The sequence below is a fragment of the Microbulbifer sp. JSM ZJ756 genome (genome assembly GCF_044383805.1).
GTDB lineage: Bacteria > Pseudomonadota > Gammaproteobacteria > Pseudomonadales > Cellvibrionaceae > Microbulbifer > Microbulbifer zhoushanensis.
Genome location: NZ_JBISER010000006.1, coordinates 215,595 through 232,464, shown reverse-complemented (window position 1 = coordinate 232,464; position 16,870 = coordinate 215,595). Strand labels below are relative to the sequence as shown.

Below are 16,870 nucleotides of genomic sequence, written 5' to 3'. Positions count from 1 at the left end.
TCCGGTGATCAACCGTGCTATCTTTCTTGTCGGCCCGATGGGGGCCGGCAAGTCAACTATCGGCAAACTACTGGCGGCGGAGCTGCAACTTCCCTTCGCCGATTCTGACCGGGTGCTGGAAGAGCGCACCGGGGCGGATATTCCATGGATCTTCGACGTCGAGGGCGAGGAGGGGTTTCGCCGTCGGGAGACCGATGTGCTGCGGGACCTGTGCCGTGGCCCGGTGCAGGTTGTCGCCACCGGAGGCGGTATTGTGCTGGCGGAAGAGAACCGGCGCCAGTTGCGAAAACACGGGCTGGTGGTCTACCTGCAGGCGAGCCTCGACCAGTTACTCGAGCGCACTTCCAAGAACAGCAACCGTCCACTGTTACAGGTGCCGGATCCCCGGGCCCGCATCGAGGAACTGTTGCGCGAGCGCGATCCGCTGTACCGCGAGGTCGCCGATATTATCTGCGATACCGATTACTGTACGCCGCGGCAGGCAGCGTTAAGGGTTGCCGCCCGCCTGACCTCGTCGGTTTCCCCGGGCGACTGAGCGGGGCCGGACCCGCCAATTTCCTTTCCAACGGTTGTGATAAAGTGCGGTTCGTCGCAACCAGCAGGCGTTGGCCTGTTGTCTGATTCCCGCTATGGGCCATTGCCATCGCCAACCGGAGGGCGCAATGCACGAATTGAATGTCGAACTCGGGGAGCGCAGCTATCCCATCCTTATCGGATCCGGGTTGTTGAGTGAAAAGCGTTACCTCGCTCCCTATATCCGTGGCCGCCAGGTATGTGTCGTCACCAACGAAACAGTGGCGCCGCTCTATCTGGAAAAGTTACTGGATGGCCTGCCGGAATGCGACCTGCTGGACACGATTGAGTTGCCCGACGGCGAGGCCTTCAAGACCCTGGAAACCCTGAACCGTATCTTCGACCGCCTGCTCGAGCGGCGCCATAACCGCAGCACGACCCTGGTGGCGCTGGGTGGCGGCGTGGTGGGGGATATGACCGGCTTTGCGGCCGCGTGCTACCAGCGAGGCGTGGATTTTATCCAGGTACCGACCACCCTGTTGGCCCAGGTGGACTCCTCTGTGGGCGGCAAGACCGGGGTCAACCACGCACTGGGCAAGAACATGATCGGCGCCTTCTACCAGCCGCGCCTGGTGCTGGCGGATATGGATACCCTGGCCAGCCTGCCGCCGCGGGAACTCGCCGCCGGAATTGCCGAGGTGATCAAGTACGGCATGATCTGTGATGCGCCATTCTTCGACTGGCTCGAGCAAAATATGGCGCAGCTGCTCGCCCGCGATCCTGCAGCGCTGGCGTTTGCGGTCGAACGCAGTTGCCGTGCCAAGGCGGCAGTGGTGGCGGAAGACGAGCGGGAATCCGGTCGCCGGGCGATCCTCAATTTTGGCCATACCTTCGGTCACGCCATTGAGACGGTGCAGGGGTACGGCAGCTGGCTGCATGGCGAGGCAGTCGCTGCGGGTATGGTGATGGCTGCGGAGCTCTCCCGGTTGCGCGGTGAGGTTGAGCCGGAAGTGGTCGACCGGCTGCGCCGCCTGCTCGATCATGCGCAGCTGCCAACCAGGGCCCCGGAGGCCATGTCTGTCAGTCAGTTCCTCGATGCGATGGCAGTGGACAAGAAGGTGATCGATGGCCAGCTGCGGCTGGTTTTACTGCGCAATCTCGGCGAGGCGCATGTCGTTGCGGGCACCTCCCGTGAACTGCTGGTCGAGGCGTTGCAAACCTGCGGGGCGCTATGACAGCAGGCGCCCCAAAGCCGGGCAACTGAGGACTATTTAACAAAAGCCTATACTGAAAGAAGATAAGTCGGTTTTTGCCCCTCTGAGCAGAAGATAAGACTGCCAATTCTTGCAATTTCAGGAGGGCGCAAGTAATATTGCGCGCCCTTTGGAAAAAGCGGCCGAGAAAAAGCGCCAAATAAGAAAAAAGCCCCGCACGAGGGCTTTTTTTGTCTGGGCCCGGCCAAAAGATAATGCGAGGAGATCTATGGGTAACGGTCTTTACAGGTTGGACGAGTTCAAGGACAACTGCGGCTTCGGCCTGATCGCCCATTTGAAGGGCGTAGCCAGCCACAAGCTGCTGGAAACTGCGATCGAGTCCCTGACCTGCATGACGCATCGCGGCGGTATCGCCGCCGATGGCAAGACCGGCGACGGGTGCGGCCTGCTGATTCAGAAACCCGACGCCTTCCTGCGTGCAGAGGCGCGCAGTGCCTGTGGCGCAGAGCTGACCGATAGTTACGCTGTCGGCGCGATCATGTTGCCCCTGGATGATGCGACTGCCAGCACCGCCCGGGATATCCTCGATGGCGAAATGGAGGCCCAGGGGTTCCGTGTGGCCGGCTGGCGAGAGGTGCCGACCAACCCCGAGTGCCTGGGGCCCATTGCCCTGGAATCCCAGCCCCGTTTCGAACACCTGCTGATCAACGATGCGGAAAAGCCGATGGGCGAGGCACGCTTCAATGCCCGCCTGTTTGTTGCCCGCCGCCGCGCAGAGCAGAAGCTGGCCGAACAGGGCCTGGATGAGGTCTATATCGCCAGCCTGTCGGCCCAGGTTGTGTCCTACAAGGGCCTGATGATTCCCGCCGACCTGCCTCGTTTTTTCCCCGAGCTGGCTGACCCGCGCCTGGAAACTGCGATCTGCGTGTTCCACCAGCGCTTCTCCACCAACACCATGCCCCGCTGGCCACTGGCGCAGCCGTTCCGCCTGCTGGCGCACAACGGCGAGATCAACACCATTACCGGCAACCGCAACTGGTCTGTGGCCCGCACACCGAAGTTCGCCAGCGAGCTGCTGCCGGAACTGGCGGAACTGGCACCACTGGTGAATCGCGAGGGGTCCGACTCCTCCAGTCTCGACAATATGCTGGAAATGCTGACCATCGGCGGCATGGAACTGCACCATGCGGTGCGCATGCTGGTGCCGCCGGCATGGCAGAACGTGGAGGGGATGGATTCCGACCTGCGCGCCTTTTACGAGTACGTCTCCATGCACATGGAGCCCTGGGATGGCCCCGCTGGCCTGGTAATGACTGATGGGCGTTACGCTGTCTGCACCCTGGACCGCAACGGCCTGCGCCCGTCGCGCTGGGTGATTACCAAAGACGATTTCATCACCGTGGCGTCGGAAATCGGCACCTACGACTACGACCCGAAGGATGTGGTCGCGAAGGGCCGCCTGGGCCCGGGCCAGATGCTGTCGGTGGATACCCGCGAGGGGAAGCTGCAGCACACTGCCGACATCGACAACATGCTCAAGCAGCGCCAGCCCTACAAGCGCTGGCTGAAGGACAAGGCGCGCCGTATCCGCTCCACCCTGGTGACTGCACCGGTGGACAACAATTTTTCCTACGAACAGTTCAAGGTTTACCAGAAGCTGTTCAGCTCCTCGCTGGAGGAGCGTGACTCTGTCGTGCGCCCGATGGCCGAAGCCGGCCAGGAGGCAGTGGGTTCCATGGGGGACGACACGCCCATGGCGGTGCTGTCGCGCTACAACCGCTCGATTTACGACTATTTCCGCCAGCAGTTTGCCCAGGTGACCAACCCGCCGATCGATCCGCTGCGGGAAACCATCGTCATGTCCCTGGAAACCTGCCTGGGACGGGAAAAGTCGGTGTTTGAGGAAACGCCGGAGCACGCCAATCGCGTGATCCTCTCGTCGCCGGTACTTTCGCACATGAAGTACACCGCGCTGCTGGACGTCAACCGGGTGGGCTTTGAATCGCGGATCTTCGACCTGAATTACGATCCGTCCAAGCTCGACCTGAAATCAGCCGTGGAGCAGCTCTGCGCCAACGTGGAAAAGGCGGTTCGTGATGACGGCATCGTGCTGGTGGTCCTGTCGGATCGCGAAATAGCCGACGGCAAGCTGCCAATCGACGCGCTGCTGGCCACCGGTGCCATACACCACCACCTGGTGCATGCCGGCTTGCGCTGTGATTCCAATATCGTGGTGGATACCGCCAGCGCCCGCGATGCGCACCAGCTCGCCTGCCTGGTGGGCGTGGGCGCGACCGCGGTGCACCCGTACTTCTCCTACAGCATCATCAATCACCTGATTGAGACCGGGGAGCTGCTGCTGGACGCCGCCGAGGCCCAGAAGAACTACCGCAATGGCATCATCAAGGGGATGCTGAAGATCCTGTCCAAGATGGGCATCTCCACCGTGGCCTCGTATCGCGGCGCGCTGCTGTTCGAGCTGGTGGGCCTGGACCGCGAGGTGGTGGACCTGTGTTTCCCGGGCGCTGCCAGCCGTATCCAGGGGGCGGGCTTCGCTGACCTGCAGGCGGATATGGCCGCGCGCGCGAAGATCGCGTGGAAGTCCCGCAAGCCGGTTTCCCCGGGCGGGCTGCACAAGTTTGTCTACGGCCAGGAATACCATGCGTTCAACCCGGATGTGGTCATGTCGCTACAGCAGGCAGTGCGCACCGGCGACTACTCCGCCTGGCGCGACTACGCCGAGCTGGTGAACAAGCGCCCGGTGGCCACACTGCGCGACCTGCTGGCCTTCCGCGACGACCTGCAGCCGGTACCCCTGGAAGAGGTGGAGCCGGCGGAGAGTATCCTGCGCCGTTTCGACAGCGCCGCCATGTCCCTGGGGGCACTCTCCCCAGAGGCCCACGAGTCGCTGGCGCAGGCGATGAACCGTCTCGGCGGCCGCTCCAACAGCGGCGAGGGCGGTGAGGACCCGGCGCGCTTCGGCACCGACAAGGTATCCAAGATCAAGCAGATCGCCTCCGGCCGCTTCGGTGTCACCCCCCATTACCTGGTCAATGCCGAAGTCTTGCAGATCAAGGTGGCCCAGGGCGCCAAGCCCGGTGAGGGCGGCCAGTTGCCAGGCGGCAAGGTCAATGACCTGATCGCGCGCCTGCGCTACTCCGTGCCCGGGGTGACCCTGATTTCCCCGCCGCCGCACCACGACATTTATTCCATTGAGGACCTGGCGCAGCTCATCTATGACCTCAAGCAGGTCAACCCGGATGCGCTGGTTTCGGTCAAGCTGGTATCGCGGCCGGGTGTCGGCACCATTGCCGCGGGCGTGGCCAAGGCCTATGCGGACCTGATCACCATTTCCGGTTATGACGGTGGCACTGCCGCCAGCCCGATTACCTCGATCCGCTACGCCGGTTCCCCGTGGGAGCTGGGCCTGGCGGAAACCCACCAGACCCTGCGGGCCAATGACCTGCGCGGCAATGTGCGGGTGCAGACCGATGGCGGGCTCAAGTCCGGCCTGGATGTGGTCAAGGCGGCAATGCTCGGTGCCGAGAGTTTCGGTTTCGGCACTGCGCCGATGGTGGCGCTGGGATGTAAGTACCTGCGTATCTGCCACCTGAACAACTGCGCCACCGGTGTTGCCACCCAGAACCAGCAGCTGCGGGATGAGCACTATATCGGCACCGTCGAAATGGCGATGAACTTCTTCAAGTTTGTTGCCGAGGAGACGCGCGAGTGGATGGCGCGCCTGGGTGTGCGCACTATGGATGAGCTGGTGGGCCGCGTGGACCTGCTGCAGGCCCTGGATGGGGATACGGACAAGCAGAAAAAGCTGGACCTGTCGCCACTGCTGCATACCGACGAGTTGCTGGCCAGCAAGCCGCAGACCTGCCAGGTATCGCAGAACGATCCCTGGGACAAGGGCGAGCTGGCGGAGCAAATGGTTGCCGAAATCCTGCCGGCGATCGACAAGCTTGCCGGCGGCGAGTTCAGCTATCGCGTGACCAACTGCGATCGTTCCATTGGTGCGCGCCTGTCCGGTGAGATCGCGAAGCGCCACGGCAACCAGGGCATGGTGGACGCACCGGTGAAACTGCGCCTGGAGGGTGTTGCCGGCCAGTCGTTCGGCGTATGGAATGCCGGTGGCCTGGAGATGTACCTGGACGGTGACGCCAACGACTATGTGGGCAAGGGAATGGCCGGTGGCAAGCTGGTCATCCGTCCACCGGCGGGCAGCAGCTTCGAGTCACAGAAAACCAGTATCGTCGGCAACACCTGTCTTTACGGCGCGACCGGCGGCAAGCTGTTCGCCGCCGGCCGTGCGGGCGAGCGATTTGCCGTGCGCAATTCCGGTGCCTTTGCGGTGGTGGAGGGTGCCGGTGACCACTGCTGTGAATATATGACCGGCGGTATGGTGGCGGTGCTGGGCAAGACCGGGGTCAACTTCGGTGCCGGGATGACCGGCGGCTTTGCCTACGTGCTGGACCTGGAACGCGACTTCTTCGACAAGTGTAACCACGAGCTGATCGAGCTGCGCCGGATCAGCAGTGAGACCCTCGAGCCCAACCAGAGCCACCTGCGCGAGGTGATCGAGGAGTATGTTAACGAGACCGGCAGTGAATGGGGCGCGGAGTTACTGGATAACTTCGACGATTATCTCCACCGCTTCTGGCTGGTGAAACCCAAGGCCGCGAGCCTCGCCGGCTTGCTGGCGGATGTGCGCAAGCGTGGCGAATAAAGGGGTGATGAAAATATGAAAGATCGATTGAGCAATGATTTCCAGTTTATCGATGTGGATCGCACCGATCCGCCGAAAAAAGACATCATCACCCGCACCAATGAGTTTGTGGAAATTTACCAGCCGTACAGTGAGCGCCAGGTCGCCAACCAGGCGCACCGCTGCCTGGATTGCGGTAATCCCTACTGCGAGACCGGCTGCCCGGTACACAATTTTATTCCCAACTGGCTGCGTCTGATCTCCGACGGCAACATCATGGAAGCGGCCGAGCTGAGCCACCAGACCAATACCCTGCCGGAGGTGTGTGGCCGGGTATGCCCCCAGGATCGCCTGTGCGAGGGTGCCTGTACCCTGAATGATGGTTTCGGTGCAGTTACCATCGGCAATGCGGAGAAGTACATTACCGATACCGCCTTTGCCCTGGGCTGGCGGCCGGACCTGAGCCATGTGGTCAAGACCGACAAGCGCGTTGCCGTGATCGGCGCCGGCCCGGCGGGTCTGGGCTGTGCCGACGTGCTGGTGCGCAATGGCGTGCAGCCCGTGGTGTTCGACAAGTACCCGGAAATCGGCGGCCTGCTCACCTTCGGCATCCCCGAGTTCAAGCTGGAGAAGTCGGTGATGCAGCGCCGGCGCGAGATCTTTACCGAGATGGGCATCGAGTTTTGCCTCAATACCGAGATCGGCAAGGACATCAGCTTTGAGCAGTTGCTGAATGACTACGATGCAGTGTTCATGGGTATGGGCACCTACACCTACATGAAAGGCGGTTTCCCCGGCGAGGACCTGCCCGGTGTGCATGACGCACTGCCGTTCCTGGTGGCCAATGTAAACCGCAACATGGGCTGGGAGAAGAACCCGGAAGAGTTTATCTCTGTTGAGGGAAAGCGCGTCGTGGTACTGGGCGGTGGTGATACCGCCATGGACTGTAACCGCACTTCCATCCGCCAGCGGGCGCGCAGCGTTACCTGTGCTTACCGCCGGGATGAAGAGAATATGCCCGGCTCCCGCCGGGAGGTGGCCAATGCCAAGGAAGAGGGCGTACGCTTCCTGTTCAATCGCCAGCCGGTCGAGATCGTTGGCGATGGCAAGGTGGAAGGCGTCAAGGTGGTGACCACCGAGCTGGGTGAGCCGGATGAAAACGGCCGCCGCCGCCCGCAGGTGGTGCCCGGCTCGGAGGAGATCATCCCTGCGGACACGGTGCTGGTGGCCTTCGGTTTCCGTCCCAGCCCGGCGGACTGGTTCGGCGAGCACAAGATCGACACCGCTGACTGGGGCGGTGTGGTGGCGCCGGAGGAGCAGGAGTTCAAGTTCCAGACCTCCAATGAAAAGGTCTTTGCGGGTGGTGACATGGTGCGCGGCTCCGACCTGGTGGTGACCGCCATCTGGGAGGGGCGCCAGGCTGCCGAGGGCATCCTCGACTACCTCGACGTCTGATCCCTGCCATCCGGTCCCCGGTCGCCGTACTCCTGGCGGCCGGGGGCGCAATTGCCTCCCACTGTCCTAGACCTGCTGTCCTCTGTACAATGGCCGCCCATTTTTCGACCGCGGCCAAAGCACCCATGTCCGACAGCAGCTATCCCGAACTGAAAAACGACCGTTTCCTCCGTGCCCTGCAGCGCCAGCCGGTGGATCGCACCCCCGTATGGATGATGCGCCAGGCCGGTCGCTACCTGCCGGAGTACCGGGCTGCGAGGGCCCAGGCGGGCAGTTTCATGGACCTGTGCCGCAATACCGAACTGGCCTGCGAGGTGACCCTGCAACCGCTGGAGCGCTACCCGCTGGACGCCGCCATCCTGTTCTCCGATATCCTCACCATCCCCGATGCCATGGGGCTGGGGCTCTATTTCGAAGAGGGCGAGGGGCCCAAGTTCCGCAAGCCGGTCCGCACGCGGGCCGAAATCGAGTCGCTGGAGGTGGTGAACAGCGCCCGTGACCTGGACTATGTCATGAATGCCGTGACCACTATCCGTCGCGAGCTGAACGGCCGGGTGCCGTTGATCGGTTTTTCCGGCAGTCCCTGGACCCTGGCAACCTATATGGTGGAAGGCGGTTCCAGTCGCGATTTCGCACGCTGCAAGGAGATGCTTTACTCCCAGCCCGAGCTGATGCACCACCTGCTGGGGGTGCTGGCCGACTCTGTTACTGATTACCTCAATGCCCAGATCCGCGCCGGCGCCCAGGCTGTGCAGATTTTTGACACCTGGGGGGGTGCCCTGAGTCACGGTGCCTATCGGGAGTTCTCCCTCCAGTATATGGCGCGCATCCTGCAGGGACTGATCAAGGAGGCGGACGGGCGCCCCGTGCCGGCGATCCTGTTCACCAAGGGCGGTGGCCAGTGGCTCGAGGCCATGGCTGATACCGGCGCCACTGGCCTGGGCCTGGACTGGACCACGGATATCAGCGCCGCGCGCCAGCGGGTAGGGGATCGTGTGGCCCTGCAGGGGAACCTGGATCCGGCTGTACTGTATGCCTCACCGGAGAAAATCCGCACCGAGGTGGCGGCGGTGCTGGAGTCATTTGGTCACGGTTCCGGGCATATCTTTAACCTGGGGCACGGCATTACACCGAAAGTCGATCCGGAACATGCACGGGCCATGATCGAGGCGGTCTGCGAGCTGTCCCCCCTGTACCACCAGTAAAGTTTCCGTTGGGGCGGAAGGAAGTTTCCTGTTCTGGCAGGAAACTGGCGGTTTCTGTCACTGTAACTATCGAGATCGTGCACCAGAGTGGAATCTCGTGCTATAAAGACGAACTGGTACAGGCGCGGGTGAGCACTGCGTCACTTAAATAATGTGAAATAAATAAAATTTGACGGAAACCCTCACGAGCGTGGCGATCCAGCAGGTCAAGGTTTATACGGAGCAGCTACAGCGCGGCATGTTTGTATCCCGGCTCGACCGGCCGTGGACGCATACACCCTTTGCGCTGCAGGGCTTCTACATCCGTGACCTGGAGGAAGTTCGCCAGCTGCAGAAATACTGCCGCTACGTCTATGTCGATATCACCAAGACGGTGGGCGATGTAGGCGCCAGTTTGCGACGGTTGTCACGCCTGAATGCGGGCGGTGACAGGGAGCCCGTGGCCGCTTCATCCCGCAACCGGGCAAAAGTACCTGCCCTCATACCCTGCCGGCCCGTGCAGGTTTCCCACCAGGCCTATCCGCCGCCGGTCGCCGCACGCAAGGCCGCACCCAGGGCACGAAGACTACTCCGGCAACTCGAGGCATGCCTGCACGAGGTGATGGTGCAGGTCAGTAGCCAGGGGCCGCTGCCCATCCCCCAGGTAACTGCCGTGGTGGAAGAGCTGGTGGACAATGTGCTCCGCAGCCCCGACGCCGCAGCCTGGCTTGCCCGGGTGCGGGAAAAAGACGAATACACCTACAAGCACTCGATGCGGTCCGGCATCTGGGCGGTCATCTTCGGTCGCCATATTGGCCTGGGGCGTCACGAACTGGTGCAGCTGGGACTCGCCTGCCTGCTGAAGGATGTCGGCAAGCTGCAGCTGGACGACAGGGTGCTGCGGGCGGGGCGGAGAAATGCCAAGGTTGAGCGGGAGTATCGCCGCTTTGTCGATTACAGCGTCAAATTGCTGTCCACAGAGCCCCGCCTGGATCCGCAGGTGGTGAATATTGTCCATTGCCACTGTGAACGCCATGACGGCAGTGGTTTCCCGAGGGGCCTGCGGGGAGACAAGATCCCGGTACTGGCACGCATGTGCGGCATCGTCACGTTTTACGATGAGGCCACCAATCCCCGCAGTGAGGCTTTCCCGGTGGCACCATCCCGGGCGGTCGCCCAGCTCTACGACCTGCGGGGGATCGGCTTCCAGGAACAGCTGGTGGTGGAGTTTATCCAGGCAATAGGCCTGTACCCCACCGGCACTGAGGTCGAGCTGTCCACCGGCGAGGTGGCGGTAGTGGTGGAGCAGACATACCATCATCGCCTTCGCCCGCGGGTAATGGTGGTGCTGGACCGGGACGGGCAGGCGCTGCCCAAGCCCCGGTTACTGGACCTGGCCGTGGATGACGATCGCAAGCAGCGCCTGATAGAGCGCGGCAAGCTGGGTCCCAACGACAAGATCACCATCGTCCAGGATCTCGAGCCGAGCCGTTACCCCGGTGTGGATGTTGCCGCGATAAGGGATCACTACCTGCTCAAGGATGGCGGCATCGCGGCCGTATTTACCCGCCTGTTCTCCCGCTAGATTCCTGTTGCCCGGGCCTTACTTGTTGCCGGCGGTATTCGGCTGTCGGGGGATGGGCCCGGCCAGCATCGCTAGCAGTATTGACCCGGCCACCATGCCTCCCAGTGAACCCGCCAGCGTGGCCACGCTGATTCCCTGATCCAGCAAAATCCCCACCACTAACGGCGACACAGCGGTCGACAGGATCATCACACCCTGCGACACCGATCGAATTGCGCCCAGGTGGCGGGTGCCGTAACGCTCCGGCCACAGGGCGCCGGCGGCAGTGCCGGTGCCCGCCTGGGTGATGCCGAACAGGGTCAGGTAGGCGAGTGGTGCCCAGGGAGCCTCGAACAGGGCCAGTAACAGCAGTCCCGCCACCATGGGCACTAGGGCCAGCGGCAGGCTGCGCTGCGCACCGAACCTATCCACCAGGCTGCCGGCCAGGAAGAGCATCAGCAGGTGGCCCGCCGCATAACCGCTGAAAGCGGTCCCCAGTAATGTGAGGGACCAGCCCCGGGCCTCGCCGATTGCGGCCTGGTGGAAAAGAACGGCGGTTACGACTACCGGGGTCATCAGGATCGCCGGCAGCAGCAGGTAGAAGCCCGGGTCCCGCAATACCTGGGCCCGGCTGAAACCCTCCCCGGCGTCCTCGTTCCCGTCCCCTCCGGCCTGGCTGTGCTGGCCGGCGCGGGCGAGCCACAGCAGGGTGGGCAGTGCCAGGCCCAGCAGCAACAGTGCTGATGCGATCCAGGCGCTGCGCCAGCCGAATGCCTCGATCAGCCAGGCACCGCCGGTGGGCAGCAAGGCCTCGGCGAGTGGAAAGCCCAGTGCGGCCACTGCGATCACCTTGCCCCGGTTGCTGCTGAAATAGCGCCCCGCGGTGGTCATACCCAGGTGGGTCATAAAGCCCTGGCCGGCAAAGCGCAGCAGGAAGAACCCGGGCAGCAGCATCAGGGCGTGATTGGCAAACGCCATCACCAGGCAGGCTGCCGCCAGTAGTACAACGATCAGGGCCGTGATGCGACGCAGCGGCCAGCGGTCCACCAGGCTGCCGCAGGCCAGCAGGGCCAGGGCCGAAACCAGGGTGGCGGCACTGTAGCTGGCGCCGTACCAGGCGTTACTGAGGGCGAATTCCTCGCGCAGTGCACCGCCGAAGATCGAGATAAAAAAAGTCTGCCCGAACCCGGAGGCGGCCACGGCGAGCAGCGCGAAAAATACCAGGTGGGCGCGTTCGCGCATGAATGCGGGAAGCTGTGGCATTGCAGTCAATTCATCCGTGGGAGGGAGCGGCCCCGCGCCGGGGCCGCTATGGTGTGTGGATCAGGCAATATCGCCGAAGTGCCGGCCCATGCGGACCTCGGTTTCCGCCGTCAGGGATTCGAGCCAGTTCACCCGCTCGGCGCCGAACAGCATGATCACGGTGGAGCCCAGTTTGAAACGTCCCATTTCCTCGCCTTTCTCCAGCTCTACCGGTTTGCTGTCGCGATAGTTGATGGTCTGCACCCGGCGCTTCAGCGGGGCCACCAGGCCGGCCCAGACGGTCTCGATGCTGGCGACGATCATGGCCCCCACCAGGATCATTGCCATGGGCCCGGCCGCCGTGTCGAAAACACAGACCACACGCTCATTACGGGCAAACAGTCGCGGTACGTGCTCGGCAGTCACGTCGTTCACGGAAAACAGCTGCCCGGGGACGTAAGTCATGCTGCGCAGGGTGCCGTCCACCGGCATATGCACACGGTGGTAGTCCCTGGGGGAGAGATACACCGTGGCGAAGTGGCCACCGGTAAACTGGGCCGCCAACTGGGCATCCCCGCCCACCAGCTCCATCAGGCTGTAGTCGTGGCCCTTGGCCTGGAAAACGCGGCCGTTCTGGATTTCACCGAGCTGGCTGATGGTGCCGTCGGCCGGGCAGGCAATGGAGTTCTCCCCCTCGACCACCGGCCGTGCACCGTTTTTCAGTGCCCGGGTGAAGAAATCATTGAAGGATGCGTAGGCGGTGTAGTCCGGCTCTGCAGCCTCGCTCATGTCGACGCCGTATTTCTCCACGAACCAGCGGGTAAACGGGTCCTTGATCGCCTTGATGCGGGTCTCCGCCAGCCAGCCGGCGGCGCGGGACAGGGCGTGTTGCGGGGTAAGGTACTGCAGTGTGGTAAAGACTTTTGGATGCATATCAAATGCCTGCTGGCCAGGCTCCTAACTGGTAAAACTTGGAATATATCGATGCCGGGTGAGTGCCTAGGTTTCCACCGGGGTGTCCGGCAGGTTGCCCCACTCGCTCCAGGATCCTGGGTAAGCGCGGATATCCAGGCCCAGGGACCTGCCCACCAGCCAGGTAAACCCGGAGCGGTGGTGGCTCTGGCAGTGGGTTACGATTTTTTTACTGTCGTCGATGCCCAGCGCCGCCAGGAATTCCCGCGCATCCGCGCGGATGCGCAGGTTACGACCGGGATCCATCAGCTGGGTCCACTCGCAGTTGATGGCGCCGGGAATATGGCCACCGCGCATCGCCACCACTTTCTCGCCGCTGTATTCCTGCGGTGAGCGCGCATCCCAGACACAGAAGCTGGGGGAGTCGAGCTGCTGGCGGATCTCGTCAGTATCCATTAGCGGTGCCGGGTCGATTGCCAGGGAGATCTCGCTGGGGGTAATTTCGGGCTCGTCGGTCGTCAATGGCAGGCCTGCAGCGCGCCAGGCGTGCATGCCGCCGTTGAGATAGCTGTACTGCCGGTGCCCGATAACCTCCAGGGTCCAGAGGAAGCGACCGGCCCAGCCGCCACCCTCGTCATCAAAGGCCACCACGTGGAGGTCCGGGCGCAGGCCGATGGCGCGGAACACCTGGGTCAGGCGCTCGACAGTGGGCAGTTTGCCCGGTGCCGGTGGAGTTCCCGCCAGCAGGGCCTGGAAGGGCAGGTGCAGGGCGCCGGGAATATGGCCGCTGGCATAATTCTGGGGGGAGCTCAGGTCTACCAGCAGCAGGTCCTCGTTCCCGAGCCGGGCGGCGAGCTGCTCCGGTTCGACGATCAGTGGCAGTGATGCGGACAAGGTGCGTCTCCTTTCATTCGATTCCCGCTGATCCCGCTCTCCGCTGGCGCAACCGGCGGATCGGCGATCATTCCTCCTGCAGGCTGTTGCGCAGGTGGATAAAGCTGTTCATGCGTCGTTCGCTGATTTCGCCCCGGGCCAGGGCCTCGTTGATGGCGCAGCCCGGTTCGCCCTGGTGGCGACAGTCCCGGAAACGACAGTGACCAATAAATGGCCGGAACTCGACGAAGCCCTCGAGCAGGTCCGCCTCGCTCATATGCCACAGGCCGAATTCGCGAATGCCGGGGGAGTCTATCAGATCACCGCCGGTGGGCAGGTGAAACAGTTCTGCCGCGGTGGTGGTATGGGTGCCTTTCTGGGTCGCCTGTGACAGCTCCCCGGTGCGCGCTCCGGCCTCCGGCAGCAGCGCATTGACCAGCGATGACTTGCCCACGCCGGACTGCCCCACGAATACACTGGTGCCCTGTGCCAGGGTTTCCAGCAGCCCTGGTAGCCCCTCCCCGGTTTTGGTGGACAGCCGCAATACCGGGTATCCCAGCCCGGGGTAGGGAGCCAGCAGGTCCTCGAGCGCGGCGCGGTTGCTGTCGTCGATCCGGTCGATCTTGTTGAGAACCAGCAGCGGGTGTATCCCGGTGGTTTCGGCGGCGACCAGGTAGCGATCGATGGCATTGGCGAAGGGCTCGGGGTAGGGGGCGATGACGATCAGGATGCGATCGATGTTTGCGGCCACGGTCTTCTGGTCACCATAGCGATCCGGCCGCTGTAATTCCGACTGTCTTTCCAGGCGAGCGCCGACGACGCCAGTGCCACCGCTGCGCTCCCCGAAGGCTGGCCGCCAGGCCACCCGGTCCCCGGTCACCAGGGTGTCGATATTGGCGCGCATATGGCAGCGCTGGCGCAGCTCGGGGTCGCTGCTGCTCTCCACCAGTACCTGGGTACCGTAGTTGGCGATCACCAGTCCGGTCTGTTCCGGCCCCAGGTCGCCTTCTTCGAGGACGTGTTCAGCACCTTCCGCGCGTTTGCGGGCACGCGCCTCGCGTTCCTGCTGGATTTTCTCAATGCGCCACTTCTGGCGCCGGTTCAGTTTGCGTTTGCTCATCTGCTCATCGTAATCGGTGCCGGTGGCGATTCGTCGCGGATTATAGCCTGACCGAAGCGCCCGGCGTTGTTTTCGCGGTTTAGTTTGCATCCGGGGGCAGTTGCGGTAACTTGCTGCCATGCAGAGGAGACCCGCAGTGGACCAGAACAACCTTATCTGGATCGACCTGGAAATGACCGGCCTCGATCCGGAAAAAGAGCGCATCATCGAAATTGCCACCATCGTTACCGACTCGCGGCTGACCATACTGGCCGAGGGGCCCACCATGGCCGTTCACCAGAGCGACGCCTTGCTGAATGCGATGGACGAGTGGAACACCGAGCAGCACGGTGGTTCCGGGCTGGTGAAGCGGGTGCGCGAATCCACTATATCCGAGCGCGAGGCCGAGCGGGAAACCATCGACTTCCTGCGCCAGTGGGTGCCGGAGGGGGCCTCCCCCATGTGCGGCAATTCCATCGGCCAGGACCGCCGCTTCCTGGTGCGCTATATGCCCATGCTGGAGAGCTATTTCCACTATCGCAACCTGGATGTGAGCTCAGTCAAGGAGCTGGCCCGGCGCTGGCGCCCGGATGTGCTGGAGGGGGTCAAGAAGGAAAGCAGCCACCTGGCGCTGGACGATATCCGCGACTCCATCAACGAGCTGCGCCATTACCGGGACAACTTCTTCCGGCTCTGATGCTCTGCGGGAGTGGTGGCACAAAAGGGCGGACACAAGATCTGCCCTTTTGTGCCAGCGGTCAGTAGGGCGCACACAAGGTGCGCCCCTACGGGCGTGACGGGCCCCGGAGAGGTGGGCGAGGGCCGGTTTCAACGCTGGACCGTAGGGGCGGATCTTGTATTCGCCCGGTTGCCGGCTGGCAGCGGTGACAAACGCAGGGTTTCTCCTATGGCTCCCGCCTGATTTTGCGTTTTCGACGTCGCCCGCTGCGCAGGCGCGCCAGCGCCCACTGGATATGTTCCGCAACCAGCGGCGTGGTGCTTGCAAGGCGCTGTTCCAGCGCCGCGATCACTTCCGGGCTTGCCTCGCCGTTGCCCAGGGCCACCGCCAGGTTGCGCTGCCAGCGCTCGTAGCCGATGCGGCGGATGGCTGAGCCGGCGGTGCGATCCAGGAACTCCTGTTCGGTCCAGCCAAACAGGGTCAGCAATTCGCCGTCGTCGAGGCCGTGGCGCGGGTGGAAATCCGCTTCCGCGGTGGGTTTGGCGAATTTATTCCAGGGGCAGATGATCTGGCAGTCGTCACAGCCGAACACCCGGTTCCCCATGGGCTCGCGGAATTCCTCGGGAATCGCGCCCTTGTTCTCGATGGTCAGGTAGGAAATGCAGCGCCGCGCATCCAGCTGGTAAGGGCCCACAAAGGCATCCGTCGGGCAGACCTTCAGGCAGGCGGTGCACTCGCCGCACTGGTTTGGCTGTTCACTGTGATCCACCGGCAGGGCCAGGTTGGTGTAGATTTCACCGAGGAAGAACCACGAGCCGGCGCCGCTGTTCAGTACCATGCAGTTCTTGCCGATCCAGCCCAGCCCGGCCTTTTCCGCCAGTGCCCGCTCCATCACCGGGGCGCTGTCGGTAAAGGCGCGGCCGCGGGCGTCCAGGCCGTGGTCCGCGCAGAATGCTTCGATCTGTGCCGCCAGCCTGGCCAGCCGCTTGCGGATCAGCTTGTGGTAATCGCGGCCGGTGGCATAGCGGGATACATAAGCCTTGCCCGGGTCCTTCAGTACCCGAACGGGTTGGGTGTCTGGTGGCAGGTAGTCCAGGCGCACGCTGATGGCGCGCAGGGTGCCGGGCTCCAGCAGGTCCGGCCGCCAGCGCTTGGCGCCGTGGGCCGCCATCCAGTCCATATCACCGTGGTGGCCGGCGTCGAGCCACTGCTGCAGGCGCTCACCGTGACTCTCCAGCTCGCAGTCGGTAATGCCTACCTGCTGGAAGCCCAGCTCCCGCGCCCAGGTCCTGATCCTGGCGGCCAGTTCAGAGAGCAGTTTGTCGGTCGCAGCGGTGTCGCTCATGGGGCTCCGTTGGGCCGCGCCTCAGGAGGCGGCGGGATCGTGGGACAGGGGACAAATTATACGCCCGGAAAGGTATACT

Annotated in this window: 12 protein-coding genes; 7 read left to right on the top strand and 5 right to left on the bottom strand. The window is 63.2% G+C overall.

Translation table 11 applies throughout. The features are described from left to right. Window positions 1–7: 7 nt before the first annotated feature. From aroK to ACH6CX_RS11750, 6 genes are all read left to right on the top strand, one after another. Window positions 8–535: a shikimate kinase AroK gene (gene aroK, locus ACH6CX_RS11775; protein WP_396675468.1), complete on the top strand. Its 528-nt coding sequence runs from the start codon at window positions 8–10 to the stop codon at window positions 533–535. A 127-nt stretch (window positions 536–662) separates the two neighbouring features. Further along, on the top strand, window positions 663–1,748 hold the full coding sequence (aroB, locus tag ACH6CX_RS11770) for a 3-dehydroquinate synthase (RefSeq protein WP_396675454.1): 1,086 nt from the start codon (window positions 663–665) through the stop codon (window positions 1,746–1,748). 247 nt (window positions 1,749–1,995) lie between these two features. Continuing rightward, window positions 1,996–6,459, top strand: a complete 4,464-nt coding sequence (gene gltB / locus ACH6CX_RS11765) for a glutamate synthase large subunit (RefSeq protein WP_396675453.1) — start codon at window positions 1,996–1,998, stop codon at window positions 6,457–6,459. Between the two features lie 15 nt (window positions 6,460–6,474). Beyond that, complete coding sequence (locus tag ACH6CX_RS11760) at window positions 6,475–7,893, top strand: FAD-dependent oxidoreductase (RefSeq protein WP_232940674.1); 1,419 nt, start codon at window positions 6,475–6,477, stop codon at window positions 7,891–7,893. Between the two features lie 125 nt (window positions 7,894–8,018). After that, on the top strand, window positions 8,019–9,098 hold the full coding sequence (gene hemE, locus ACH6CX_RS11755; RefSeq protein ID WP_232940675.1) for a uroporphyrinogen decarboxylase: 1,080 nt from the start codon (window positions 8,019–8,021) through the stop codon (window positions 9,096–9,098). 169 nt (window positions 9,099–9,267) lie between these two features. Then, the gene (locus tag ACH6CX_RS11750; protein ID WP_396675452.1) at window positions 9,268–10,662 is read left to right on the top strand and encodes an HD-GYP domain-containing protein; all 1,395 of its coding nucleotides are present in this window, start codon (window positions 9,268–9,270) and stop codon (window positions 10,660–10,662) included. Between the two features lie 18 nt (window positions 10,663–10,680). On the opposite strand, the gene ACH6CX_RS11745 is transcribed toward ACH6CX_RS11750, so the two are convergent. The 4 genes from ACH6CX_RS11745 to rsgA all read right to left on the bottom strand — a co-directional run bounded on the left by ACH6CX_RS11745 (window position 10,681) and on the right by rsgA (window position 14,788). After that, on the bottom strand, window positions 10,681–11,904 hold the full coding sequence (locus ACH6CX_RS11745) for an MFS transporter (protein WP_237064150.1): 1,224 nt from the start codon (window positions 11,902–11,904) through the stop codon (window positions 10,681–10,683). Between the two features lie 60 nt (window positions 11,905–11,964). After that, a complete protein-coding gene (gene asd, locus ACH6CX_RS11740) occupies window positions 11,965–12,816 on the bottom strand; it encodes an archaetidylserine decarboxylase (RefSeq protein WP_232940678.1) in 852 nt (283 codons plus the stop codon). Between the two features lie 66 nt (window positions 12,817–12,882). Then, the gene (locus ACH6CX_RS11735; RefSeq protein WP_232940679.1) at window positions 12,883–13,689 is read right to left on the bottom strand and encodes a sulfurtransferase; all 807 of its coding nucleotides are present in this window, start codon (window positions 13,687–13,689) and stop codon (window positions 12,883–12,885) included. A gap of 67 nt (window positions 13,690–13,756) precedes the next feature. Next, on the bottom strand, window positions 13,757–14,788 hold the full coding sequence (gene rsgA, locus ACH6CX_RS11730) for a small ribosomal subunit biogenesis GTPase RsgA (protein ID WP_396675451.1): 1,032 nt from the start codon (window positions 14,786–14,788) through the stop codon (window positions 13,757–13,759). A gap of 136 nt (window positions 14,789–14,924) precedes the next feature. Here rsgA and orn point away from each other — a divergent pair, with 136 nt between their 5' ends. Then, on the top strand, window positions 14,925–15,464 hold the full coding sequence (orn, locus tag ACH6CX_RS11725) for an oligoribonuclease (protein WP_232940681.1): 540 nt from the start codon (window positions 14,925–14,927) through the stop codon (window positions 15,462–15,464). A 208-nt stretch (window positions 15,465–15,672) separates the two neighbouring features. On the opposite strand, the gene queG is transcribed toward orn, so the two are convergent. After that, entirely contained in the window at window positions 15,673–16,791 is a 1,119-nt protein-coding gene (queG, locus tag ACH6CX_RS11720; RefSeq protein ID WP_232940682.1) for a tRNA epoxyqueuosine(34) reductase QueG, read from the bottom strand. Window positions 16,792–16,870 lie beyond the last annotated feature (79 nt).

Excerpts from the sequence above, each read along its gene's own strand:
- hemE (WP_232940675.1), top strand. The coding sequence starts at position 8,019 with ATGTCCGACAGCAGCTATCCCGAACTGAAAAACGACCGTTTCCTCCGT.
- queG (WP_232940682.1), bottom strand. The coding sequence starts at position 16,791 with ATGAGCGACACCGCTGCGACCGACAAACTGCTCTCTGAACTGGCCGCC.
- ACH6CX_RS11760 (WP_232940674.1), top strand. The coding sequence starts at position 6,475 with ATGAAAGATCGATTGAGCAATGATTTCCAGTTTATCGATGTGGATCGC.
- rsgA (WP_396675451.1), bottom strand. The coding sequence starts at position 14,788 with ATGAGCAAACGCAAACTGAACCGGCGCCAGAAGTGGCGCATTGAGAAA.
- aroB (WP_396675454.1), top strand. The coding sequence starts at position 663 with ATGCACGAATTGAATGTCGAACTCGGGGAGCGCAGCTATCCCATCCTT.
- gltB (WP_396675453.1), top strand. The coding sequence starts at position 1,996 with ATGGGTAACGGTCTTTACAGGTTGGACGAGTTCAAGGACAACTGCGGC.
- asd (WP_232940678.1), bottom strand. The coding sequence starts at position 12,816 with ATGCATCCAAAAGTCTTTACCACACTGCAGTACCTTACCCCGCAACAC.
- ACH6CX_RS11745 (WP_237064150.1), bottom strand. The coding sequence starts at position 11,904 with ATGCCACAGCTTCCCGCATTCATGCGCGAACGCGCCCACCTGGTATTT.